16 protein-coding genes and 2 rRNA genes (1 of these 18 only partly in view) are annotated in these 23,040 nt (G+C 43.3%); 5 read left to right on the plus strand and 13 right to left on the minus strand.

Annotated features, from left to right (window positions below):
- Positions 1-11: 11 nt before the first annotated feature.
- From K5620_RS18445 to tviB, 5 genes are all read right to left on the minus strand, one after another.
- Positions 12-899 (minus strand): polysaccharide pyruvyl transferase family protein, encoded by an 888-nt coding sequence (locus K5620_RS18445; protein WP_040307673.1) that lies wholly within the window; start codon positions 897-899, stop codon positions 12-14.
- A gap of 62 nt (positions 900-961) precedes the next feature.
- Positions 962-2,371 (minus strand): O-antigen ligase family protein, encoded by a 1,410-nt coding sequence (locus K5620_RS18450; protein WP_084682028.1) that lies wholly within the window; start codon positions 2,369-2,371, stop codon positions 962-964.
- Positions 2,329-3,384 carry a GNAT family N-acetyltransferase gene (locus tag K5620_RS18455; RefSeq protein ID WP_016403869.1) on the minus strand — a complete coding sequence of 352 codons (1,056 nt, stop codon included), beginning with the start codon at positions 3,382-3,384 and terminating at the stop codon, positions 2,329-2,331. Before K5620_RS18455 ends, K5620_RS18450 begins: the two co-directional genes overlap by 43 nt.
- Positions 3,385-3,507: 123 nt before the next feature.
- Positions 3,508-4,533 (minus strand): SDR family oxidoreductase, encoded by a 1,026-nt coding sequence (locus tag K5620_RS18460; RefSeq protein WP_016403870.1) that lies wholly within the window; start codon positions 4,531-4,533, stop codon positions 3,508-3,510.
- Positions 4,534-4,547: 14 nt separating this feature from the next.
- Positions 4,548-5,816 carry a Vi polysaccharide biosynthesis UDP-N-acetylglucosamine C-6 dehydrogenase TviB gene (gene tviB, locus K5620_RS18465; RefSeq protein WP_016403871.1) on the minus strand — a complete coding sequence of 423 codons (1,269 nt, stop codon included), beginning with the start codon at positions 5,814-5,816 and terminating at the stop codon, positions 4,548-4,550.
- Between the two features lie 176 nt (positions 5,817-5,992).
- On the opposite strand from tviB, the gene prsT reads away from it, so the two are divergent.
- Positions 5,993-8,752: an XrtA/PEP-CTERM system TPR-repeat protein PrsT gene (gene prsT, locus K5620_RS18470; protein ID WP_221077415.1), complete on the plus strand. Its 2,760-nt coding sequence runs from the start codon at positions 5,993-5,995 to the stop codon at positions 8,750-8,752.
- A gap of 22 nt (positions 8,753-8,774) precedes the next feature.
- Here the strand turns inward: prsT and K5620_RS18475 are convergent, their stop codons facing one another.
- The 4 genes from K5620_RS18475 to K5620_RS18490 form a co-directional block, all read right to left on the minus strand.
- Positions 8,775-9,731: a PEP-CTERM/exosortase system-associated acyltransferase gene (locus K5620_RS18475; protein WP_016403874.1), complete on the minus strand. Its 957-nt coding sequence runs from the start codon at positions 9,729-9,731 to the stop codon at positions 8,775-8,777.
- Positions 9,732-9,887: 156 nt separating this feature from the next.
- Positions 9,888-10,802, minus strand: coding sequence for a THxN family PEP-CTERM protein (locus tag K5620_RS18480; protein WP_016403875.1), 915 nt, complete (start codon positions 10,800-10,802; stop codon positions 9,888-9,890).
- Positions 10,803-11,246: 444 nt separating this feature from the next.
- Positions 11,247-12,149: a THxN family PEP-CTERM protein gene (locus K5620_RS18485; protein ID WP_016403876.1), complete on the minus strand. Its 903-nt coding sequence runs from the start codon at positions 12,147-12,149 to the stop codon at positions 11,247-11,249.
- 155 nt (positions 12,150-12,304) lie between these two features.
- Positions 12,305-13,171 (minus strand): ThiF family adenylyltransferase, encoded by an 867-nt coding sequence (locus K5620_RS18490; protein ID WP_016403877.1) that lies wholly within the window; start codon positions 13,169-13,171, stop codon positions 12,305-12,307.
- Between the two features lie 124 nt (positions 13,172-13,295).
- On the opposite strand from K5620_RS18490, the gene K5620_RS18495 reads away from it, so the two are divergent.
- On the plus strand, positions 13,296-14,048 hold the full coding sequence (locus tag K5620_RS18495) for a S1 family peptidase (RefSeq protein WP_016403878.1): 753 nt from the start codon (positions 13,296-13,298) through the stop codon (positions 14,046-14,048).
- 83 nt (positions 14,049-14,131) lie between these two features.
- Here the strand turns inward: K5620_RS18495 and K5620_RS18500 are convergent, their stop codons facing one another.
- Positions 14,132-14,749, minus strand: coding sequence for a single-stranded DNA-binding protein (locus K5620_RS18500; protein WP_016403879.1), 618 nt, complete (start codon positions 14,747-14,749; stop codon positions 14,132-14,134).
- Between the two features lie 52 nt (positions 14,750-14,801).
- Positions 14,802-16,166: an MFS transporter gene (locus tag K5620_RS18505; protein WP_016403880.1), complete on the minus strand. Its 1,365-nt coding sequence runs from the start codon at positions 16,164-16,166 to the stop codon at positions 14,802-14,804.
- Between the two features lie 171 nt (positions 16,167-16,337).
- Between K5620_RS18505 and uvrA the strand changes: the two genes are divergently transcribed.
- The 3 genes from uvrA (at position 16,338) to K5620_RS21845 (ending at position 21,658) form a co-directional block, all read left to right on the plus strand.
- Positions 16,338-19,172: an excinuclease ABC subunit UvrA gene (gene uvrA, locus K5620_RS18510; RefSeq protein ID WP_016403881.1), complete on the plus strand. Its 2,835-nt coding sequence runs from the start codon at positions 16,338-16,340 to the stop codon at positions 19,170-19,172.
- A gap of 201 nt (positions 19,173-19,373) precedes the next feature.
- The gene (locus K5620_RS18515) at positions 19,374-21,107 is read left to right on the plus strand and encodes a PglL family O-oligosaccharyltransferase (RefSeq protein WP_215426493.1); all 1,734 of its coding nucleotides are present in this window, start codon (positions 19,374-19,376) and stop codon (positions 21,105-21,107) included.
- Between the two features lie 428 nt (positions 21,108-21,535).
- Positions 21,536-21,658, plus strand: coding sequence for a hypothetical protein (locus tag K5620_RS21845; RefSeq protein ID WP_016403883.1), 123 nt, complete (start codon positions 21,536-21,538; stop codon positions 21,656-21,658).
- 262 nt (positions 21,659-21,920) lie between these two features.
- Here the strand turns inward: K5620_RS21845 and rrf are convergent.
- Together rrf and K5620_RS18525 are read right to left on the minus strand one after the other, a co-directional pair.
- Positions 21,921-22,036 (minus strand): 5S ribosomal RNA (gene rrf / locus K5620_RS18520).
- Positions 22,037-22,146: 110 nt separating this feature from the next.
- Positions 22,147-23,040, minus strand: a 23S ribosomal RNA gene (locus tag K5620_RS18525) (it continues 1,996 nt past the right edge of the window).

Below are 23,040 nucleotides of genomic sequence, written 5' to 3' on the forward strand. Positions count from 1 at the left end.
CTCCTGATTAGCTACGCCTGTAAAGCGTCTAAGCTTTGATTAAGTCTAAGAATCAACTGGTTCTGGATAGCCTCACCACTTAACTCCCCTTGGGCACTATTAGCAATAGCACTCAGTTGAGAACAAACGTCAGAACGAACCTTAGCGCTCGAGTTGCGCGGCTTGGGTTTATACCAACTTTTGCCAAAACCGACACTTTGTAGTTGGCGCTTCACTTCATCTTTAATGGCATTAACCGAGCTCGTGCCTGCACTATAAAAATAGTTAGGCACACTTTCAGGTTGATACTGCATATCCACCGTTGATAGCCAATCCTGCCATTTAACCTGATTGACATGGTCACCCAAGATAACCGCCTTCCAAGGAAGGCGTAGCGCATCGGCAACAATAGCACCGTGCATCGCTTCTGTTAGCATCAATCGGCATTGCGCCATCTCTGCAAACACCTTGTCTACCGACCACTCAGGAGAAATAAACCTAAAGCCACAAGCTTCGGCAATATTCTCCCAGTCGGCACTACGACAACTCAAGTAATGCGGCATAAAGCCAATATCACCGTTTTCTTTATGAGTCGGCTCCATCACATTGCGCAGTAATAAGGCTGAATCTGTCACAACGGTACTAGGGTCAAGATCTAAAGCTTTAGCACTGTATGGTCCACGAACAGCGTGAACCTTCCACTTATCGGTAACCGCTGGCAGTTGACCATAGCCCACACCAGAGCCAACAATGTGTAAGGTTTTGTCATTGGGTAACCGGTGGTTCAACAAAGTACCAATGCCCACCAGCAACTCTGAAGAATCGTCATTAAAAAAGTCAGGAAGTAACTTGGGCCATAACCATGGGTTAAGGTCATCACCAAAATTGCCCACTTCATCCTTGTAGTAAAATAATTGCATTTTTAACCTAGTTAATCCTTTGCCTTCGGCCGTGTTCAGCCGAGTTATTCAATTTGTGGTGGCTATAAACCAACCTTTAAGGTCATGTAAACAGCAACGATTACCGCCCAGCTATAACCCATACATCGCCAAACCATTTTGGCTGAAAACATTTCTTCTAAATCTGGGCGCAACTTCATCAAGCGTAAATGACTAGCGGTTTGCATCCCCATAAAAATAAACATCAGCAGAGTGAACTGACGACTTAAGAAAAAGGCTGTCACCATAAAACCAATCATCGAATAAAATAACGCTTTATTCAGGTTAGCTTCTTCTTTGTACTGTTCTGATTTCTCTTCACTCACTTCTAAGTCTTGCGGATCATCATCGTTGGGATAACGATTGAATCGCTTCAAGATCGCGTAACCCACCAGCATATTAAGAATTAGCGCACCGCCCCACAGGCTGTAGCCAGGTACACCTAATTCCGCTGCCACATGCACATAGGAGTTATGGGCCACTTTGCCGTGATGATCCATAAAGTTACCCATACCTACCCCAAAAACAGGGTTATGGATAAGCATTTGAATGCCATCGTACCAAGCGTCTAAGCGCCCAGCAGCAGAGGACTCTGTCGAAGATAAGCCACCAAACGATGCCAATAAGGTAGCAGCAATTGGCGCGCTTAAACATGCAAATAAAATAAGCCGCGCACCAGCATTACTAATGAGGAAATACAGACCAATTACTGCAACAGAGCCCAGCAATGTGCCCCGAGACCCGGTCATATATACGCCGTAGCCAAACGCCACTAAAATAGCCAGCATTGCTATTTTTACAACCGCACCACCTCGACCAAAAAAGTAAGCGACAAAAGGCATATTCATTACCAAGAACATACCTAAATCGTTAGGGTCACTAAAGAATCCGAGGTAAGTGATGCGCATCTCTTCACGGCCAACAGTAATACTATCGCCAATGCCAATGCCATACTTTCCGTTAAATGAGGCTTGTTGAATATGTCCGTTGTATACCATCACCAAGGCTGCAGCGATGCATATATACATGAGTAAGCGCTGCCTACCTGGGGTAGCGATTAACGCGCTGTAAAGGAAAAAAGGAATAATGGAGCTTACAAATAGGCGTTGCGCCTGAAAAATCCCCCCGGTGCCCCAACCATTTAAAAATGCCGACATCATAATCAATGGCACTAAGCCCAGTAACAAATAGTGTTGAGGCTGCAGCTTTATTGGTCTTAAGGTAATCAAAGTAAAGCCAAAGGAAAGAATGGCAAATACCTTAATGATGATGAAATTAGCCGTTGATAGCGAAAATTCATGCGGCCGAATCAGCACCGCAATGCTGTATAGGCAAAGGAAAAAGAAAGCCAAAGGTGCTGTTTTTTCCTTAATGGGTAAAGGCCTTCTACCTAGCGGTGTTACGTCTGCCGCTAAAGGATTTTGTCGACGAGCTTGAATAGTCTGATCCTCCATGGGGAATTAATCAGCGACATATTAACCAAGTTGGTTTCGTCACATGAAAACTTTGCTTTATAGCTTTGCGCGGTGGCGCCCATCATAAAGTCATAAAGCACAGCTTTGCTGTTTAAAATACTCCATACATGAAGTGCGAATCCGGGTGAACATTGCGAAAACTGTTTTTCATCCCAGCCAGATTGATAAAAATGTAACTTCTGCTGTTCTAGCAAATAGAAGTTTAATGCTAAAGGCTGCTGCTTAATAAACACACCACTCATAGCGACTGAATCAGGGTGCTGCTGGCGAAACTGCTGATGAAATTGGCTAAAACGCTGATCGGAAAATGCACCAAGCTTGCCTTTGTTTTGCCACCTCGTCTGATGAAACGCCACCAAGCTTGGCCAATACTGTTCAATTTCAGAGCTTGTTAACCATCTAAACTCTGCCCCTTTCTCAGCTAAAGCTTTATCGGCTCTGCGCCACTGCGAGCGAGCATTGCGGCTAAGCTGCTTTATAGACCACGGCTTTACTTCTAAAGAATAACGTCGGGCTTCGGCAAGCTGAATGTTAGGCACATTGTTAAACAATTGATGCAGAAAGCTTTGCTCTATTACCGCGCGAGCAAAAAATACATCAAAGCTAATCTTAGACAGCCAAGCTATCAGAACCTTTGAGGCCTCTGCCTGATAGTCTTGATTTAGCAGTACATCAGGGTACTCAGATGCTACCTCCGCGTGCTCAGGTTCTCCCTGACCAAGTAAAAATAGCTGTTTTATCCCCAACAGCTTAGCGCTGCGCCGTGTGTAAAAAGGCGCTAACACCACCAACTTTTCATTGGCAAACCCAGCCATACAATAAAGCTCACAGTGCTTGTCCCAAAACTGATTAGTCCAATGTACTAACCAACCAGGACAGTTAAACATGTCTGCTTGGCATAACTGACTAAGGGCCTGCCACTGCTCTTGTAGAGCAACAAGTTGGTCTAGTGAGCGAATTTCACGCCACTGTAAAGTATCGGCATCTCTCATTTAGATATGCTAAACAACCTCAGCAAATGGCTAAAAAAGAAACCAGCATCAAGCTTACTGCTGGTTTCCACTACTTAATCTTTTCTTCCTTAAAAAGATCTTCAGCGCTGTCAATCTACAGCTTTAGTTCGCTTTAGATTGCTCAATATACCAAGGCATGGCGATAGCTAAACCCTGACCAATAGTGAACTCTGGCGCATACCCCAACAATTGCTCAGCTTTACTAATGTCAGCGCGCGAATGACGTACATCACCAGCCCGAAAATCGCGATACTCCGGCTTGGCAGAGCGCACAACCCCGTACTTAGATAGGTTTTCACACAGTAAGTCATAGAGTTGAGTTAAGCTGGTTTGGTCATTCAGAGCTACATTGAATACTTCACTGCTTTCTAAGCCAGCTGTTGCAGCCAAAATGTTCATTTGCACCACATTGTCAATGAAGCAAAAGTCTCGGCTGGTTTCGCCATCGCCATTAATAAATACCTGCTCTTCGTCAATCAGTGCAGATGTCCACTTAGGAATAACCGCCGCATATGCGCCATTGGGATCTTGACGAGGGCCAAACACGTTAAAGTAACGCAAACCAATAGATGGGAAATTGTAAGTACGTTGAAATACTGAACTATAGAGCTCGTTAACATACTTGGTCACGGCATAAGGCGATAACGGATTGCCAATTTTATCTTCTACTTTAGGTAAATCTGGGTGATCGCCATAAGTTGAACTAGACGCAGCATAAACAAAGGCAGATACCTGTTGCTCTTTAGCTGCCTGCAACATATTCAAGTAACCAGAAATGTTTACTTCATTGGTGGTAATAGGGTCATTTATCGAGCGAGGAACCGAGCCAAGGGCTGCTTGGTGCAACACAAAATCAGCACCAGATAGAAACTCCTGACAAGTTGCTTGGTCTCGAATGTCGCCTTCTACAAAGCGAAATTGCTGCCATTGTTGCTCACTGACCAAACCTTTTACTTCGTCTAAGTTATGCTGATGCCCTGTGGCAAAGTTATCTAAGCCAATTACCTTTTGGTTTAACTTTAATAAGGCTTCTAATAAGTTAGAGCCAATAAAACCCGCCACACCAGTAATTGCCCATACTTTAGGCTCTGCTTTTAGTTGCTCACAAACTTGTTGAAAACGCTGCACGGTATCAGTCCCCATTACAAACGCAAATCACTGGCGCCAACTGGCAATAGATATTTAAGGTCGTAAAGTACGTGGTCTTTTTTACCAAAGGCACGTATTTGTTCTACTGACATATCTTTAAACTGCTGGTGAGCAACAGCTAAAATGATTGCGTCGTAATTACCAGCCTGTGGGCTTTCTACTAAATCAATACCGTACTCTTCATGACATTCTTCTTTGTCTGCCCATGGGTCGTAAGTGTCGACTTGAACACCGTAATCTGCAAACTCGTGAACAATATCGATAACTTTGGTATTTCGAATATCAGGGCAATTTTCTTTAAAGGTTAAACCTAAAATCAAAATCTTACTTTCTACTACCGAGATATTACGTTTCACCATTGACTTAATACACTGTGATACAACATAACGACCCATATTGTCGTTAATTCTTCGACCTGCAAGAATCACTTCCGGGCGGTAACCAATAGACTCAGCTTTATGCGTTAAGTAGTAAGGGTCGACACCAATACAGTGACCACCAACTAAGCCAGGGCGGAATGGTAAGAAGTTCCACTTAGTGCCGGCGGCTTCTAGTACTGCTTCGGTATCAATATCTAATCGATTAAAGATGAGCGCTAATTCGTTGATAAGCGCGATATTTACGTCACGCTGAGTATTCTCAATAACTTTAGCCGCTTCTGCCACTTTAATGCTGCTAGCTTTGTGGGTGCCCACTACTACTATTTCAGCGTAAAGATCATCGACGATAGTGGCGATTTCTGGGGTTGAGCCAGAGGTAATTTTTTTAATTGTAGAAACACGGTGAGTCTTATCGCCTGGATTGATACGTTCAGGGCTGTAACCAACATAGAAGTCACTATTAAACTTAAGGCCCGAGTTCTTCTCTAAAACAGGCACACATTGCTCTTCGGTTGCACCTGGATACACCGTAGATTCGTAAATAACAATGTCATTAGGTTTAAGTACTTTAGCAACTGTTTCGCTGGCGCGTACCAAAGGTGTTAGATCTGGCTGTTTATGCTCAGTAATTGGAGTAGGAACGGTCACAATGAACACGTTACATTTTGCTAAGTCTTCAATGTTGCAGCTGTAAGACATATTGCCAGCAACGTCTTGTAGCTCTTGATTACTAACCTCTTGGGTAAGGTCTTCACCTTGCTGAAGCTCAGTCACTCGTCCTTGATTAATATCAAAACCAACCACACTGCGTTTTTTAGCAAACTCTACAGCCAACGGCAGGCCAACATAACCTAAACCAATTACGGCAATACTCACGTCCATGTATACATCCATTTAAATTTGAAAACAGTTTTCTAATGCTAATTAAACCGCATATTGGAACAGAAAGTAAGGGTCAAAATCCACATAAAAACAAAACACGCTACAAAGTAAGACATCGGGTTAATTAAGCTGTATTATTTTAATGTGATTTATCAATCCAACAAACAGGGAATAATATGAGTAATCATAGGTTTGGAATGAAGAAAATTCTGGCAGTTAGTGCCTTAACCATCGCATTAACTGCCTGTGGTGGGGACACCGCAGAACAGCACTTATCTAAGGCTACCGAATACTTAGCAAAAAATGATCAGAACGCTGCAATCATCGAACTAAAAAATGCCATAAAAAAAGATGCCTCATTGGCACAGGCACGCTTGAATTTGGGTGAAATTTACCTAGAACGTGGTAACTATCCAGCAGCAGAAAAAGAGCTACTTAGAGCCTTAGACTTAAACGCTGAAAAACAGCAACTCATTCCCCTACTAGCTAGAACCTATTTAAATCAAAATGAGCCTGAAAAGATAGGCGAATTGATTACTCAAAATAGACCCTTTGAGGCTGAGCTAGAAACCGAATTACTGGCAATCCACGCCCTTTCGCTATTTAGAAATGGGCAATTTGATCCGGCTAAAACCACCTTAAACCAGGCCCAAGAGCTTGGTTTTGAAGGCACCTACTCGCGGATGGTAAAAGCCAGTATCTCAGCAGCAGATCAACAATTTGGGGCTGCCAACGAAACACTGGAACAGCTAAGCCAAGAAGTACCAGACAATACCGATGTATGGCTGCTAAAAGGCCACCTTGCGTCTATGTCTAATGACACAGAAGTAGCAGTAGAGTCATACAGCAAAGCGGTGGAACTGGCTCCAGATGCTGCTCAGTTCACTTTGTATTTGGCACAAGCTTTAGTAAAAAATAAGCAATTTAGCGAAGCGGAGAAATACTTAGACAGTATTTTGAAAATCGCACCAAACCACATGCTTAGCAATCAACTTAAAGCTTATGTACGTTTTCAAGATGAAGATTTTGAGAATGCATTTACCTTATCAACTAAAGCCTTGCAAAGTGGTTCTCATAACACTGCTACCCAAATTGTTGCGGGTATCTCTGCTTACAAATTACAAAAGTACGAACAAGCCTTAACTCAACTAGAACGAGTGATTACTAAAGATCCTCAGAATGCCCTGGCACAACGTTTATACGTAACCACTCAATTTAGAATTGGCCAATTAGATAACGCCTTCAATCAGCTTAACCAAGCATCGGTTGCTGAGGGCCAAGACAGCGACTTCTTAAGCACAGTGAGCATGCAGCTCAACCGTTTAGGTCGCACCGAAGAAGCAGTACAAATTGCCGAAAAAGCTGCAAGTTCAGGCGGCTTATCAGAAAAGGCCAAACTGGGTTTACTTAAGCTTAAACAAAATGATTTAGATGGAATTGGCATACTCGAAGAGGTGCTAGCTGAAGATCCTGCTCATGCCCAAGCATTTTTAGGTTTACAGACTCATTACTTCCGCCAAGGAAAAGCTGATGAAGTGCTAAAGTCTCTGGATAGCTGGATAGATGCTCACCCAGAAGATCAAAGTGTAAAACTATTTAAAGGTGCCATTCTTGAGCAGCAAGAGCGCTATGATGAAGCTCTCGCAGCTTATCAATCAATATTAAAAGACCAACCTGATGACCTAGCAGCAAAACTATTTAGCTCATCGGTTTATGTGCAAAAAGGCGAAGTAGAAAAAGCCTATGAGATAACCTACGAGGTTAAAACCGAGCAGCCCGAAAACTTACGTGTTTTTGAGTTTCTAATGAGTCACGCTTCTCAGATAGAAAAGACTGAGGAGGTAAAGGCACTTCTTGATAAACAACTTGCCGAGGCTCCAGATTCTTCATTGTTGAAAGAACAGTTAGGCCGATACTATTTATTTACCCGAGAATTTCCTAAAGCCATTGAATCTTTTGAGCAAATTGATGCTTTAACCCGTGAAGACAGAGTTTGGCAATTGATCGGTGATTTGTACCTAGAAACGGATAATCAAGAGAAGGCCATTTTAAGTTATCAAGCTTGGCTAGAAAACTCTCCTCTCTCGCTACCGGCGTATGTTAAGAACATCAACATCTTAGAATCTTCTGGTAACTTGAAAGAAGCCGTAGCCTTAAGCAATAGAGCAGTAAAACTATATAAAAACAACCAACGTTTACTGTTTGTTCATTCTGTATTGCAGTTAAAAGCGGGTGATGCCGTAGCCAGCCAAGATGCCCTAAACAACCTTGATGCAAATCAAATGAACACACCAGCGGTTTTGCAGCAGCAAGGTTACATTTATTTAGTTCAAGAAAACTGGCCTGCGGCAACGGACACTTTCAATAAACTATATGAAGCTTATCCAAGTACCCAAACCGCCAACCTGTTAATCAAATCATACAAAGAAGCAGATAAAATCGAGCAAGCCGTTGCTTTCATTAGACAAGCTATCGATGTTCATGGCGAAGCGGCAAAACCTCTTCAACTGCAACTTGCAGAACTGCAAATGAAAGCTAACCCGCAGCAAGCAATTGAGGAGTACCAAGCGATCATTAAAGATCAGCCGGATAACTTTGTTGCCTGGAACAACCTCGCTTGGGTTTATCATGACTTAAACGAATTTGAAGTAGCCTTAACTTACGCCAAGCAAGCCCACGAACTAAAGCCGGATATACCACAGGTAAAAGACACCTACGGCTACATGTTACTTAAGTCAGGGAAAATAGTAGAAGCAACTAAAGCGCTTGAAGATAGTTACAAGCAAGATGCTAGTAATGAGGTAGGTTTGCATTTAGCAGAAGCACTAATTGCAAATAAGCAAACCAAAGAAGCTAAACAGCTACTCGATGGATTAATAAATATTGAGCCAGAGTTAGCCAATAAAAAAGCTGAACTAGAAGCTCAGCTAAATTAATCTATATAGCCCTAATAAGACTTTATTGGGGCAAATATAAACCTTTAGATTCACACCATTTATGGCTCTCTCGTAACGATATGTTCGGAGAGTCATTTTTATAGAAACTCGGTGAATACATTTTTTTAATATAGTCATCATTGTCATCATTGTTTCTTGCTGCTAGACAACCCTTCTCTACCTCTTTATCAATATTACGCATCAAGACTTGAAAGCCTACCGGTAACGTACGTGTAAGTGTTCCTGCACTAATGTAGTAAGGCGCACGTAAGCCATGATACTCAATAGCTGGACCAAGCTGCTCAAACTTAATGCCTAAAAAGCTCATACTTCTAGCAAGACGCGGCTCCATCATAACAAACGCGTGATGGGTGCCAGCTCGCACAGCTAGAGCGGCAATAGACAAATACAAACCAATAGCTAAAAAAGGAAAGCAACGTAACTCTTCCTCAGAATAGGTTTGCTCATTGATCGCACCAGAGGCAGCACCATCAAAGTTATCCGCTTTACGACGTCGGAATTGTGGGCGAACCGCTAAACGCGATATTTCACAAATTTCGCTTCTAGCAAATTGCGAAGGGTGATATTTAGCACCTTCAATAGCATTAGAACAAAACTTCTCGATGGGCAGTAACTCATCTTTACTAGAAGGAGATACTATTCGCACACAGCCTGCATAGTTGGTACTAGGTTTGTGCTCGATTAAACAAAAGCGAGAGTATTCATCAAACTCATCTTGTTCCATACCGTTTTCACGGACTGGCTCAAAATTAAGTTCCTCACAGTATACGTCATGACGAATTCGAAATGCTTCTTGTACGGTATCGGTTTTATAAGCAACTACCGGGCGAAGATACTCTGCAAAGTGCTGAGCAATTAGCTTAGCTTCTCGCTTAACCAATAACGAAATGCCACCTCTCACAACAGCCCCAAGATAAGGGATACTTGCTAGGTTTTTCACATGTTTGTTTCGGATCATAAAGCGCTCTCAAAGCTTCAAACTTTCTAAACATAACATTTAGATTTTAGAAACAATTTAGAATTATAAAAGGCAGGCTTGCAGAAAAAACAAAGCGCAGAACTAGGCTGCGCTTTGGATGTACAATGCTAAAACTTAGCGACTTTTAATTAAGCATTATGCGCGGCGACGAACAGCTGCCAAGCCTAATAGACCTAATCCAAAGATAGCTAATGTTCCTGGCTCTGATACTTGTGCAGCAGAGATAGCGAAACCAGCTTTCAATTCGTTAGTTTTATCTTCTTCTGTAAGGAAGCCAATACAAGTTGCGTTTGGTCCACAATCAATATCACCTAATACTTCTAAACCTTGTAGGCGAGTAGTTAGGGTGTATACATAGTCATCGTAACCTGGAATTGGTAGTACGAAGCTATTTGTTAAGTAAATGTCATCACCCACTTCTGTGTATGTAACATCTGGACCCAACACGATAGTGAATAAGTCAGAACAGCCTTCTTGGTTAATACCGGCTTGTCCTACCAACTGAGTTGGCTCGTACTTACAAACATTGTTAGTTGGTGTGTTGTAGGTTTCTTCAAAAATCACACCGAACTGAAGTACAGGTGCTGGAGCTAATGGGAAAGCAACAGGTGCTGTAGGTGCAAGGAACAAACCATCAAACAATGTAGCTGCTACTAGAGTATCACCAGTTACACCCCAGTTTTCGTGTACAAGGCCAGTACCTTCTGAAAATGCTAGAGCACCAACACCATCTACAACACTGGTAGTCACAGTACCTGATTTAGAATCTTCAATATTCAAAGCACTTTTCTTAAGATCTGGGTTTTCAGCAGCGTACGGGTCACCCCAAGCAAGAGACTTAGGAAGCTCGCCACCAAAAAGTGGGTCAAAATCATCTAAAGTTTCGCCAGTTGCATCAATACCCGTTGGGTCAATTGAACCAGCATCAGAAGTCCACTGATCGAAACCAGCTTCGTTTAGGTAATCCCAGTCAGTGATAAGAGCAGCGTTAGCAGAGATGCTTGCAAAACCTAAGCTAGCCGCCAAGCATGTAAGTTTTAATTTGTTCATGTCACCCATCCATTTGGTCAGTACGATTCGAAATACAAGTCATACAAAGCAATCTAGGTGCCAACTTTAAAAAACCTTTAAAAGCAGTAGCTTAAGAAATAACCAAATCATTGAAGTAAATAGGATGTAAAAATTACTGACACAAAAACCCATTATGTTTACCACCGTAAAAGATCCTTAAGATCCTTAAGATCCTTAAGATCCTTGTTCTAAAGCTTAATGTATGAAGATTACCCTTACTAAATCCAATTAACGATTTACCTTGGACCAACAAACAACATTCTGCTGTTAAGTTGCTAAGCACTATAAAGGTAGATGAGAAAGCAGAACCTTCGAACAAGACAGTTACGATTGAGAATTTGAGCTTTGGAAGTGAGAGTTTCTTGAAGGAAATAAAAAATTACTGCTGCGAAAGCGCAGCAGTAATTATATAAGAGCAGCTAATTAAGCGCGGCGACGAACAGAAGCCAAACCTAGCAAACCTAAGCCAAAGATAGCTAAAGTACCTGGCTCAGTTACTTGAGCAGCAGAAATAGCGAAAGCTGCCTTTAATTCGTTCTTCTGGTTTTCTTCAGTTAAGAAACCAATACATGTAGAGTCAGGACCACAATCTAGATTATCTAATACAGTTAAGCCTTGAAGACGAGTAGTTAAGGTATACACGTAATCGTCAAAACCAGGAATTGGTAGAATGAAGCTGTTTTGAAGGTAGATATCGTCACCAACTTCAGTAAACGTAACTCCGTCATCTAGTACCAATGTGAATAAGTCAGCACAACCAGCTTCATTAATGCCAGCTTCACCTACTTTAGTATCACCGTATTTACAGGTGTCATTAGTAGGAGTGTTGTACGTTTCTTCAAACAATACATCAAACTCAAGAACCGGCGCAGGAAGTGCAGGGCCAACAAAAGGAGCTAGAGGTTGCAGAAACAAGCCATCAAACAAAACTGCTGAAGACAAAGTATTGCCAGTTACACCCCAGTTTTCATGGGTAAGGCCTGTACCTGTTACGAAATCCAATGCACCAACACCGTCAACTACACTTGTACTTACTTGACCAGACTGAGCGTCGTCAATCTCAAGTGAACTTTTGATAAGTTGAGGATTTACAGCGCCGTATGGTGTACCCCATGCAAGGCTTTTAGGTAACTCACCACCAAAAAGAGGATCAAACTCATCGGCTGTTGCGCCGCCGGTATCAATACCTAGTTGGCCAGCGTTTGAACTCCACTCTTTAAAACCCGCATCATTCGAGTAATTCCATTCAGTGATTAGTTCAGCGTTAGCAGAAATACTTGCAAATCCTAGGCCTGCAGCCAAGCAAGTAAGTTTCAATTTGTTCATTTCACCCATCCAATTTGGTAATAGCGTTTAGATATAAAGACCGTGCATAAAGCAAAACTCGGGCCAAATATAATTAATCAATATTAACAAATAGTTATACTCTAAAAACAAATAAATCAATTATGATGTGTAAAACTTACTGACATAAAAAACGCTCAGCTTTCTTCTTTTAAAACTATCTTTTTGGCTATCTTAAATACCATTCGCTGCAAGGGATTACGATTACCCATTGGTCGCCACGTTTTCTTAAATCGATTTCGATAAGCATCAAAATGTAAACCGTAAGGTGCGGTAATTAGATCTCCACGATTAAGTAGGATTTTTAAAACATACGTACCCGCTATACCACCACACATCTTCACCGCCATAGGCATCGATGGTCCTTTTTTAGCGTGAAAATCTGCTCGACTAGGGTCAACTAGATAAGGGCGCTGCAACATTGCGGGGGATAAACCAATTAAGAACTTAATATATTGCTCGTTTTCACTAGTGGCATCTTCAAATCGAAAATACTCTTCGTAATTCATACTGCCAGGCATAAAACACAAAAATGCACAGCCCATACCTAACGGGGCAGCAGTAACTAAGGGGATCTTTTTCTCTAAACACTTTTGAAAGACCAACTTTCGCGCAGCCAAGGCAAAAAAGTCTAGGCTATCTACATATACGTCCACACCTTCAAGGAACTCATCAACATTGTGCTCAAAAATACCTTCAGGGAAGGACTTCACCTCCGCTTCAGGGTTTATATCTAAGCAGATGTTTTCCATTACTTTTACTTTGTCTTGGCCAACGGTAGACATAAACGCGCCAGCTTGACGATTAAAGTTGTGAACTTCATATTCATCAAAATCAGAAATGTGAAACTTGCCAACCCCCAAGCGCGCCAAGGTAACAATGTGCTCACTGCCAACGCCCCCGGCCCCCGCCATTGCAACACGCTTTCCACGTAACACCTGTTGCTCTGCTTCCGTTACCCAACCGATATTCCGAGAAAACGCATCTTCGTAATTAAAACTCATAACTAGTTAGCCTTATAAGATTGACGACATCCATTCGCCTGCATATAACCACGAACAACATAGCAACTTGCTCTAATGCATAGTAAAAATTAAGATTAAAAGGTCATTCAAGGAAGAATATAGTATGAAACTCGCCTTCATCGTAATCCTAGCCTCTTTTTCATCTCTGTTTAGTGTAGAAGCTTCCAGCGCACTTGCAGACACTATAGAAAAAATCAAACCGTCTGTTGTAGGAATTGGCACCTACAATAAACTAAATTCTCCTAGAGCCAGCTTGCGCGGTACCGGATTTGTTGTTGGCTCTCACCTTATCGCCACCAATGCACATGTGATCCCAAAAAGCCTAAACCAACAACAAAACGAAAAGTTAGTTGTATTTGTTGGCCAAGGTCGCTCGCCAGAACTACGTATTGCCAGCGTAGTTGCTAGCATTGAACAACACGATTTAGCCATACTAAAAATTGAAGGCAAAGCCCTAAAACCGCTAATGCTTTCAAACCAGAAAGTTCACGAAGGAGAACTATATGCCTTCACGGGCTTCCCAATAGGTGCTGTATTAGGCCTATATCCAGTTACGCACCGCGGGATTATCTCAAGTATTACACCCGTGGTTATACCGGCGAGAAATGCCAGCGAACTAAACCTTGCTCAATTAAAACGTCTCAAATCACCCTATAATATTTATCAACTTGATGCCACTGCCTATCCTGGTAATAGTGGCAGCCCCCTCTATCACCCAGAAACAGGCGAAGTTATCGCTATCATCAATAAAGTTTTTGTCAAAACGACCAAAGAAGCCGTGTTGGCTGACCCAAGCGCGATCAGTTATGCCATTCCGGTAATTCATCTAAAGCAACTTCTCAGCAGCCTGAAGTAGTGTTTTGAAAACTTACGGATACAAAAAAGCCCTTATAAGTAAGGGCTTAATTAGTATTCGTACACTTCTAAGAAATCCTGTTTTTAGAACGGGATATCATCATCAAAGTCCATAGGAGGCTCATTAAACTGCTGAGTTGCCTGCTGTGGAGCTTGTTGAGGTGCCGGAGCTGGTTTAGGCTGTTGCTGATAACCACCTTGCTGAGGCGCTTGCTGCTGCGGAGCTTGTTGCTGGAAACCACCTTGCTGAGCAGGGGCTGCTTGAGGCGCAGCTTGTTGCTGTTGGCCGCCCCAGTTACCTTGTTGCTGCGGGGCACCACCACCCATGTTTTGCCCTTGCCCACCACCTTGACGTCCACCTAGCATTTGCATCACGCCATTAAAGCCCTGCACAACCACTTCGGTAGAGTAGCGATCTTGGCCACTTTGGTCTTGCCACTTACGTGTTTGTAATTGACCTTCAATGTATACTTGCGAACCTTTTTTAAGGTACTCGCCTGCAACTTCGGCTAACTTGCCAAACAACACTACACGGTGCCATTCAGTACGCTCTTTTTGTTCACCACTTTGCTTGTCTCTCCAGCTTTCTGAAGTTGCAATAGTAATATTGGCGACGGCCCCTCCGTTTGGCATAAAACGAACTTCAGGATCTTGTCCTAAGTTACCAACCAAAATTACTTTATTAATGCCCCGAGTGGCCATGTATATCGCTCCTATGTTCTATCTGTTGTGGCGAGGAAGACCCGCTATCATACTAGGCTGCACGCACCAAATCCAATGCTCTAGCCAATTCAAATTCTTTTGTTTTAACTTTAAGGTAAACAGTATTGTCACTTGCAATAACAACTGCTTCTACAACCCCAGGTAAAACCTGCAGTTTTTCTAAAATGCTAGCAGGTTGATCGGGAGATGATATCGTTAATGAATAACTTTTTATGCCACTTTGCGCACGCAATCCTAAACTCACAACGATCCAAATAATCAATAGAGCAATAGCAAACCAACTTACTAAATTTGCCCCGCCAGCCGTGTACAAAACGCCAGCACTAGAGCCACCTATAAATGCCCCCAAAAACTGACTAGTAGAAAATACACCAAGTGCAGCGCCTTTGTTGCCCGGAGGGCACAAATTAGAAATTAGCGCTGGTAAACTGGCTTCCAAATAATTAAAGCCAACAAAAAACACTGCCAAAATTACTCCCAACACCCAAACCGAGGAACCGTTAATCAATAACAAAGCGTTGGCAAATAACAACAAACTAATAGCAAATATGAAGAAAGCACGCTGCTGATTACGCTTCGCTGCAATGATCAACAAGGGCACCATCAATACAAAAGAAATAAGAACAGCTGGCAAATACACTTGCCAATGATTTTCGGCATTTAGGCCTGCGTCAAGCAAACGAAACGGCATTACAACAAACAAAGCGGTAAGCACTAAGTGTAAGGTAAACACCCCCCAATCTAAGCGCAGCAACTGAGGATGTTTAAGTAACTCAAGCATCTGTTTAGAGTTAGCACTTACTTCACCACTAGGTGCTTTAGAATCAGCACTTGGTACAGCAAATTGCACCACAAACATTGCGAACAGGGATAATACAGCAATCAACCAAAACAGACCCGACAAGCCAAGATAAGCAGAGAGAATGGGCCCTAAAACCAGTGAGGCAGCAAACGATAAACCAATGCTAACACCAATAAAGGCCATTACTTTCGCACGCTGGGTTTCTCGGCTTAAATCAGCAGCTAAGGCCATCACCGTGCTAGCGATAGCGCCCATGCCTTGCAAGGCACGCCCTAACGCGATGCCATAAATAGAATCAGCTGTAGCAGCCACTACTGAGCCAAACGCAAAAATACTTAATCCCAAGAAGATAATCGGCTTACGGCCAACTTTGTCGGACAACCAACCCATGGGGATTTGAAACATTGCCTGGGTTAAGCCATAGGCACCAATTGCGAAGCCCACCCACAAAGGCGAGAAGCCCACAAGTTCTTGGCCATAAACGGCTAATACTGGCATTAACATAAACAAACCGGCCATGCGCAAGGCAAATAACAAAGCCAATGAATAGGCTGCGCGCTTCTCTGTAGGGTTTAATCGTTCGTCTAGGTTCATAACCATCAAAAATACGTCATTAAAGAACCGGCAATGCTATCACAAGCAGCAAGCCGCAAACCAGCGCAAGATGGTCAGCAAGTAATAAGTAAGCGCTCGGCTTTTCAACGGCGCATTTCAATAAATTATGTGTAATACTGGGCGATTTAGTGCAGCAGTGAACAGCTAACAATGGACAGTATTGATATTCGTGGTGCCCGCACCCACAACCTTAAGAACATTTCACTGACCCTCCCTCGCGATAAGCTAATTGTTATCACTGGCTTGTCGGGATCTGGGAAATCTTCTCTCGCATTCGATACACTTTACGCAGAAGGTCAGCGACGCTATGTAGAGTCTCTTTCTGCTTATGCTCGCCAGTTCCTGTCATTAATGGAAAAGCCCGATGTTGATCATATCGAAGGTTTATCACCAGCTATTTCTATCGAGCAAAAATCAACATCTCACAACCCGCGCTCTACAGTGGGAACCATTACCGAAATTTACGACTATTTGCGCTTACTTTATGCTCGCGTCGGTGAGCCTCGCTGTCCTCATCATAACGAACCGCTAGCTGCACAAACCATTAGCCAAATGGTTGATAAAGTTTTTGAGGAGCCAGAAAATAGCAAGCTGATGTTGTTAGCCCCGATAATACGAGACCGCAAAGGCGAACATGTAAAAACTCTGGAAAACTTAGCGGCACAAGGTTTTATTCGGGCACGCATAGATGGAGAAGTGTGTGACTTAAGCGATCCTCCAGAGCTAGAGCTGCACAAAAAACACAATATTGAAGTGGTGATTGATCGCTTTAAAGTTCGCGCCAGTGAAGATTTAGCCCAACGTTTGGCCGAATCTTTTGAAACAGCCCTAGAGCTTGCCGAGGGCACTGCCATTTTAGTTGACATGGACAGCGGCGAAACTCGCCAACTGTTCTCGGCAAATTTTGCCTGCCCAATATGTGGCTACAGTATGACCGAACTAGAGCCAAGGATATTCTCCTTTAATAACCCAGCTGGGGCTTGCCAAACCTGTGATGGTTTAGGTGTGGATCAATTCTTCGACGATAAGAAGGTGATTGTAAATCCTGAGCTTAGTTTATCAGGCGGTGCCATCCGCGGTTGGGACAAACGCAACTTCTACTATTACCAAATGCTCAAGTCATTAGCGGCGCATTTCGAGTTTAACTTAGATATGGCCTTTCAAGACCTTAGCGACAAACACCAAAAAGTGATTTTGCATGGCTCGGGCCGCACCAGTATTGAGTTCAAATACATGAACGATCGCGGTGATGTTACCGTGCGCAAACACCCTTTTGAAGGGATCATTCCCAATATGCGTCGCCGCTATAAAGAAACCGAATCAAACGCGGTACGCGAAGAGTTGGCCAAATTCATTAGCAACCAAGAATGTCCAGGCTGTGGCGGCAGTCGGTTGCGCGAAGAAGCTCGCAATGTATTTATTGGTAGAACTAACCTTCCGGAAGTGAGCTGTAAGTCCATTGGCGAAGCCATGGACTTTTTTGAAGCGCTCAATCTAACAGGCCAACGAGCACAAATTGCCGACAAAATCCTAAAAGAGATTTGTGAGAGGCTTAAGTTTTTAATCAACGTGGGCCTCGATTACCTTTCGTTAGATCGCAGTGCCGACACATTATCTGGCGGCGAAGCGCAACGAATAAGACTCGCCAGCCAAATTGGCGCAGGTCTAGTCGGTGTTATGTATGTGCTCGACGAACCGTCTATCGGCTTACACCAACGCGATAACGAGCGCTTACTCGCCACTCTCAACCATCTACGTGATTTGGGCAATACCGTAATAGTGGTAGAACATGATGAAGATGCCATTCGAGCCGCAGACTATATCGTAGACATTGGCCCAGGCGCTGGTGTACATGGCGGAGAAGTTGTTGCTCAAGGTTCAATGCAACAAGTGATTGATACCCCAAGCTCACTTACTGGACAGTATTTATCTGGCAGTAAATCGATAGCAGTACCTAGCAAGCGACAAGAAGGCTCAGGCGATTACTTAAGCCTACTCGGCGCTAGTGGCAACAACCTCAAGAATGTAGATTTGCATATCCCACTAGGCCTGCTTACCTGTATAACAGGTGTATCGGGTAGCGGTAAATCTACCTTAATCAACGATACTTTATATAAAATTGCTCAAAAGGCGCTCAATGGTGCAGCTGGCGAAGATATCGCTCCACACAAATCGGTAAAAGGCCTCGATAAACTCGATAAAGTGGTTGATATAGACCAAAGCCCGATCGGCAGAACACCGCGTTCCAACCCCGCTACCTATACCGGGATCTTCACTCCTATTCGTGAATTATTCGCTGCAACGCAAGAAGCCCGTTCAAGAGGTTACAAACCCGGTCGCTTTAGCTTTAACGTAAAAGGTGGCCGCTGTGAAGCCTGCCAAGGAGACGGCGTTATTAAAGTAGAGATGCATTTTTTACCCGATGTGTATGTGCCCTGCGACGTATGTAAAAGCAAACGCTATAACCGCGAAACTTTAGAGATTAAGTATAAAGGCAAGAGTATTCATCAAATTCTGGAAATGACGGTAGAGGAAGCTCGCCCCTTCTTTGATGCTGTGCCAGCGATTGCCAGAAAATTGCAAACCTTGATTGATGTTGGCCTTACCTACATCAAGCTCGGTCAGTCGGCTACTACCTTATCGGGCGGCGAAGCTCAACGAGTTAAGCTCGCTCGCGAACTTAGCAAGCGCGATACAGGGCAAACCCTTTATATTCTTGATGAACCAACCACAGGCTTGCACTTTCATGATATTGAGTTGCTGTTAGAGGTTATTCATCGCTTACGTGACCATGGTAATACTATTGTTGTAATTGAACACAACCTAGATGTCGTTAAAACCGCAGATTGGATTGTCGATCTTGGGCCAGAAGGGGGCAAAGGTGGCGGAGAAATTCTAGTTGCTGGCACTCCGGAAGATATCGTTAGTGAACCGCGCTCACATACTGCCCGATTCTTAAAACCAATGCTAATAAATCAAAAATAAGGCCAAAAGCCAGATTATCAAGGATGTAACATGCTATCGAAGTTTAGCCTAGAGCGTACTTTTTTTTATGTATTTTCTGCAATGATGTTGCTAGGCATGCATTACTTTCAACACAACCAAGGTGGAACAGGCCTAGCCCTCCCTTTTAATTTGGTTATATGGTGCTTTGCTAGCATTCTCATCGGCCTTGGCCTTATTAAAGTGAGTCAATCGCAAACTTTGCGCTATAACAAAACACTTATCGGTTTAGCTATTTGTGCTTTGGGCTTATGGATCCCACTGTTTTATCCAAATGCTGAATTTGGCGCTTTTGCTTTAGACCGTTTAATCGGATTGGCAGCAGGTTTACTGCTTATCTTCTCCATTATTCAGCTCGAAATAAGCCAAAAGCAATGGCACCAAATGATGTACGTGATTGTTGCAGCAGTCTTAATCGAGAGCCTTTATGCATTAACCCAAATGCACCTATTAACAGAGGGTAATTGGGTCGGCTTTAATGTTAATTCAACCAGAGCTGCCGGCATTTTTCAGCAACCGAATGTATTAGGAACCTTTGTGCTGTTTGGCATTGCCATATCCGCTTGGTTGTTGTCACAACAAGCTATAAACAAAAAATGGCAGCTCTTACTTATACTTGTAACTAGCTTTGCAGCAACATGGGTATGTTTCTTAACAGGATCTAGGACAACAGTAGTAGCGTTGTTTCTAATACTCCCGCTAATGGCTCCTAACCTATTTAGAACTGCAAATTTATCGCACCTTAGATGGTGGCTAGTTAGTATTTTGTTGGGCGTTTTTGCACCTACGCTTCCCGAACTATTCAATTCTAACGAAGCAAGAGATGCCTTAGGAGGCGTAACAACAGCTTATAGAGTAACAATGCTTGAGGTTAGTTGGCAGCTGTTTAAGCAGCAACCGTTGCTAGGTTGGGGTTATGGTGCTTATGACGGTGTTTACCATGGGGCGCAAGCTTTACTTAATCAACAAAGCTTAATCGATGGTTATCATTTTAATGTAGCTCACCCCCATAACGAACTAGCTTATTGGGCGGTTGAAGGTGGACTTCTGCCAGTCACAGCTTTGTTCGCGATGGCTTTCCTAATAATAACGAGCATGCTCAAACAAAGCTGGGCTAAGGGATTATTTTATTTTGCAATATTGTTTCCTAGCCTACTTCACTGCATGACTGAACTGCCTTTTTATCACTCTGCGGTCTTATGGATTCTATTCTGCACATTAATCAGTCAGATCCTAAAAAATGAAGAAATTGTAGTCAAAACGTTCCCGGCTAAATTTGCCCCAAAGATATTTGGAGTTCTAATTCCATGCTTCACTATCGTGTTCATGGCAACTGGATTACAGGCCATCCATAAAATCACCCAATTTGAACGAACCGGTAGTACAAATGCAGCTTTGCTCGAAGAAGTGATCAATCCAGTACCCTTGCAAACTCGCTATGAATTCAACGCTATGTCATTTAGGTTAAACGCAGCTTTGTCTTTAGATCTCAAAGAAGAACTTAAAGGCTACCTAGCATGGTCAGAAAAGCTGTTAAAGAGGCAAGCCAGAACTGAACATTTTTATAATCGCTCAGTTGCTTTACGAGCCCTAGGCTTAAACGACCAAGCAAAAGCTAATGACAAACTGGCTAACGATATATATCCAAACTTTGAACGTGTATCCTATAAGCTTGTTTCAGCAACTAATGGCGGCGAGGAAACACTACGACAGTACTTGCTATGGAATAAAGCAGAGATTGAAAAGACTCCTTTACCACAACTATATATTCACCAGATTAACGCTTTGGTGAAGCTAGGTGATATTAAACCAGCTGTAGATATGCTTATAGAAGCACAACACAAACTCCCTGAAAAAATTAGTTTGAATAGTGTTCCGAGTTTAAAACCCTATATTAAGATTCAAACGCCTAGTTAAGTAAAAGCATAGGTGGTAAGCAAAACTAGTTTTGTTTACCACTAGCAGTTTTGTTCAAGCCAAATCATCCTCAGTTTACCGGTTGTAAGCTCGAAAACTCTTTTTAGTAAGAATTGCGCCAACGCCTCCTGCTCTCAGAATAATCATTAGTTCCACAGTCGTCGAAGAATCGGATACTCACTTCAACGGGAGTGAGCTTGGCCAGCTCCACCCAGAGTTGTTTGACTAATTCGAAAGTACCTTTCTAATCTAAGGTTTTAATAAGCCCTACAACTATCATGTAAGTCAGAATCTAAAGCCTGCTAGCAACAAGAGGGTTTTGTTATTTCGAATTTTGACCCAACCACACACCTAGTATACCTCCTAGAATCCAATACCTTAAGAAAAAGTCCCTCAACACTATCTGCATAGACTTAGACGATGAACACATGCGACCACTAAGTATCAACGAGTTAAGCAAGCGGGCGAGCCTTGCTAAAAAACACGCCAAACGTAATCACTGGTCGACCTTGTATGTACAAGAGGGTGATGTCTGTGATGCGCTAGGTTAGTGCTGTTGATGAATCTATAGAGGTTCGAGTGATTGGTATGCCTGGGCGACTAAACCGCAGGCAATAAAAAAGCCCTCGTCGTAAGACGAGGGCTTAGTATAGGAGCCTAGCGGTGGTCAGGTGCGCGCCATAGCTGCTTGTGCTTCAGCGGAACAAAACTGCGTTTTATCTTTAACCGCCTCCGCCCTACTTTTGAAAGCAGGCCACGCTAAACACAAACAAAAAGGGCTTCCCAATCGGGAAGCCCTTTTCGATAATGAGAGCCTGGCGGTGACCTACTTTCACATGGGGAAGCCCCACACTATCATCGGCGCAGTTGCGTTTCACTTCTGAGTTCGGCATGGAGTCAGGTGGGTCCACAACGCTATTGCCACCAGGCAAAAACTGTTGTCTTTAACATTCGAAAAAGCTGAAATACCTCATGAGCACTAACAAGTATTCATGGTTTCTAAATAAAGTATCTATAAGCAACACCCTTTAGGTGTTGTATGGTTAAGCCTCACGGGTAATTAGTACAAGTTAGCTCAATGCCTCACAGCACTTACACACCTTGCCTATCAACGTTGTAGTCTCCAACGGCCCTTCAGAGGACTTAAAGTCCTAGTGAGAATTAATCTCGAGGCCTGCTTCCCGCTTAGATGCTTTCAGCGGTTATCAGTTCCGAACGTAGCTACTGGGCAATGCTATTGGCATAACAACCCAAACACCAGCGGTTCGTCCACTCCGGTCCTCTCGTACTAGGAGCAGCTCCCCTCAATTCTCAAACGCCCACGGCAGATAGGGACCGAACTGTCTCACGACGTTCTAAACCCAGCTCGCGTACCACTTTAAATGGCGAACAGCCATACCCTTGGGACCGACTTCAGCCCCAGGATGTGATGAGCCGACATCGAGGTGCCAAACACCGCCGTCGATATGAACTCTTGGGCGGTATCAGCCTGTTATCCCCGGAGTACCTTTTATCCGTTGAGCGATGGCCCTTCCATACAGAACCACCGGATCACTATGACCTACTTTCGTACCTGCTCGACGTGTCTGTCTCGCAGTTAAGCTGGCTTATGCCATTGCACTAACCGTATGATGTCCGACCATACTTAGCCAACCTTCGTGCTCCTCCGTTACTCTTTGGGAGGAGACCGCCCCAGTCAAACTACCCACCAGACACTGTCCGCAATCCCGATAAGGGACCAACGTTAGAACATCAACACTACAAGGGTGGTATTTCAAGGTCGGCTCCACGTCATCTAGCGACAACGCTTCAAAGCCTCCCACCTATCCTACACATGTAGGGTCAATGTTCAGTGTCAAGCTGTAGTAAAGGTTCACGGGGTCTTTCCGTCTAGCCGCGGGTACACCGCATCTTCACGGCAATTTCAATTTCA

Origin of the sequence: Agarivorans albus (assembly GCF_019670105.1) — a bacterium.
Taxonomy (GTDB): domain Bacteria; phylum Pseudomonadota; class Gammaproteobacteria; order Enterobacterales; family Celerinatantimonadaceae; genus Agarivorans; species Agarivorans albus.

Coding starts and splice junctions, on each gene's coding strand:
- K5620_RS18500 (WP_016403879.1), bottom strand. CDS start 14,749: ATGGCCACTCGGGGCATTAATAAAGTAATTTTGGTTGGTAACTTAGGA.
- K5620_RS18450 (WP_084682028.1), bottom strand. CDS start 2,371: ATGGAGGATCAGACTATTCAAGCTCGTCGACAAAATCCTTTAGCGGCA.
- K5620_RS18475 (WP_016403874.1), bottom strand. CDS start 9,731: ATGATCCGAAACAAACATGTGAAAAACCTAGCAAGTATCCCTTATCTT.
- K5620_RS18455 (WP_016403869.1), bottom strand. CDS start 3,384: ATGAGAGATGCCGATACTTTACAGTGGCGTGAAATTCGCTCACTAGAC.
- K5620_RS18445 (WP_040307673.1), bottom strand. CDS start 899: ATGCAATTATTTTACTACAAGGATGAAGTGGGCAATTTTGGTGATGAC.
- K5620_RS21845 (WP_016403883.1), top strand. CDS start 21,536: ATGCGACCACTAAGTATCAACGAGTTAAGCAAGCGGGCGAGCCTTGCT.
- K5620_RS18505 (WP_016403880.1), bottom strand. CDS start 16,166: ATGAACCTAGACGAACGATTAAACCCTACAGAGAAGCGCGCAGCCTAT.
- K5620_RS18490 (WP_016403877.1), bottom strand. CDS start 13,171: ATGAGTTTTAATTACGAAGATGCGTTTTCTCGGAATATCGGTTGGGTA.
- tviB (WP_016403871.1), bottom strand. CDS start 5,816: ATGGACGTGAGTATTGCCGTAATTGGTTTAGGTTATGTTGGCCTGCCG.
- K5620_RS18485 (WP_016403876.1), bottom strand. CDS start 12,149: ATGAACAAATTGAAACTTACTTGCTTGGCTGCAGGCCTAGGATTTGCA.
- K5620_RS18495 (WP_016403878.1), top strand. CDS start 13,296: ATGAAACTCGCCTTCATCGTAATCCTAGCCTCTTTTTCATCTCTGTTT.
- uvrA (WP_016403881.1), top strand. CDS start 16,338: ATGGACAGTATTGATATTCGTGGTGCCCGCACCCACAACCTTAAGAAC.
- prsT (WP_221077415.1), top strand. CDS start 5,993: ATGAGTAATCATAGGTTTGGAATGAAGAAAATTCTGGCAGTTAGTGCC.
- K5620_RS18480 (WP_016403875.1), bottom strand. CDS start 10,802: ATGAACAAATTAAAACTTACATGCTTGGCGGCTAGCTTAGGTTTTGCA.